Source organism: Corallococcus sp. CA047B (genome assembly GCF_003612065.1).
Lineage (GTDB): Bacteria > Myxococcota > Myxococcia > Myxococcales > Myxococcaceae > Corallococcus > Corallococcus praedator.
In genome coordinates, this window is sequence record NZ_RAWD01000642.1 from 1 (window position 1) to 1,540 (window position 1,540).

At 73.2% G+C, this 1,540-nt stretch carries 2 protein-coding genes; both read right to left on the reverse strand.

All coding sequences use genetic code 11. From position 1 onward, the window contains the following. Positions 1–419: serine/threonine-protein kinase (locus tag D7X74_RS41870; RefSeq protein WP_147446909.1), on the reverse strand; the 419-nt coding region annotated here is incomplete at its 3' end. Beyond that, positions 416–1,540, reverse strand: a 1,125-nt coding sequence (locus tag D7X74_RS41875; RefSeq protein ID WP_147446910.1) for a sigma-54-dependent Fis family transcriptional regulator, incomplete at its 5' end; no start/stop codon positions are given. The genes D7X74_RS41875 and D7X74_RS41870, both read right to left, overlap by 4 nt.

Sequence of the window (1,540 nt, forward strand, 5' to 3'; positions counted from 1 at the left end):
GGCTTGAGGTCCCGGTGCAACACCCCCTGCCGGTGCGCCGCCGCGAGCCCCCGCGCCAGCCCCATCCCAATCTCCAGCACCCGCTCCCACGGCACCGGACGCGCCAGCCGATCCAGGCTGTCCCCGCGCAGGAACTCCGAGACCAGATACGGCCGGTCGCGCACCTCTCCCACGCGGTGGATGCCCACCACGTTCGGGTGCTGCACCCGCGCAATGGCCCGCGCCTCGGTGCGGAAGCGCTCGCGCTGCACCTCATCCGGCGCGACGCCCGCGATGAACTTCACCGCCACCAACCGGTCCAACACCGTGTCATGCGCGAGGTACACCTCCCCCATCGCGCCCCGCCCCAACGGCTGCAGCAGGCGGTACTCCCCGAACGTCGCGGGGGGCTGCCACGGTGTGAGGCCCTCGCTCCTCATTCCCCCGCCGGGCCCCGTCCTCGCGAAGCGATGCGGTGCTGCTTCAGCTTGAACGCGAACGTGCGCAGCGGCATGCCAATCAACTGCGCCGCGCGCGTCTGCACCCCACCCGTCGCCTCCAGCGCCTCCACCATCCGCTGCCGCTCCAGCGTCCGCAGCTCCTCCGCCAGGTTCTGGAACGCACGCGGCACCGGAGGCTCCGTCCCGTCACGAACGGTGGTCTCCCCCGCATCCGCGTCCATGTCCGTCCGCTCCAGCCCCTCCCGCAAGGACTCCGGCAGGTGCGAAGGCTCCACCACCGGACCCGGCGACGTGGCCGCCGCGTACTCCAGCGCGTTCTTCAATTCGCGCACGTTGCCCGGCCACGAATGCGCGCCCAGCACCGCCATGGTCGCGGCGGACAGGTGCAGCACCGGACGCCCCGCCCTCGCGCAGGCGTCCTCCAGGAAGGCCCGCGCCAGGAGGGGCAGCTCCCGGGGTCGGTCTCGCAACGGCGGCAGCATCACCACCGCCGCGGACAGGCGGAAGAACAGGTCCTGCCGGAACCTCCCCGCCTTCACCTCGTCCGCCAGCACCCGGTGCGTGGCCGCCACCACGCGCAGGTCCACCGGCCGCTCGCGCGAATCCCCCAGCCGCGTGATGACCTGCTGATCCAACGCGCGCAGCAGCTTCGCCTGGATGGGCAGCGACAGCTCCGCCACCTCGTCCAGGAACAGCGTCCCGCCACTGGCCCGCTCCAGCAGCCCCGCCCGCGCGCGGTCCGCGCCGGAGAAGGCGCCCTTCTCATGGCCGAACAGCTCCGCCTCCACCAAGCTCTCCGGCAGCGCCGCGCAGTTGATCGCCACGAAGGTCTGCGCCGAACGCGGGGACCAGTGATGCACCGCCCACGCCGCGTTCTCCTTGCCCGCCCCCGTCTCCCCGTGCACCAGCACCGGCAGCGGGCTCGCCGCCAACCGGCGTAGGAGCTCGAACAGCCGCACCAGCGCCGCATCCGCCACCACCACGGAACGCTCGCCCAGCCCCAGCCGGTACAGCGAAGGCCCGCTGACGCGCGTCTCGCCGGGGTCCGCCGCCAGGGCCGCCGCCCGCGCCGCCCCAATCAACGCATCCCCCTGCAACCC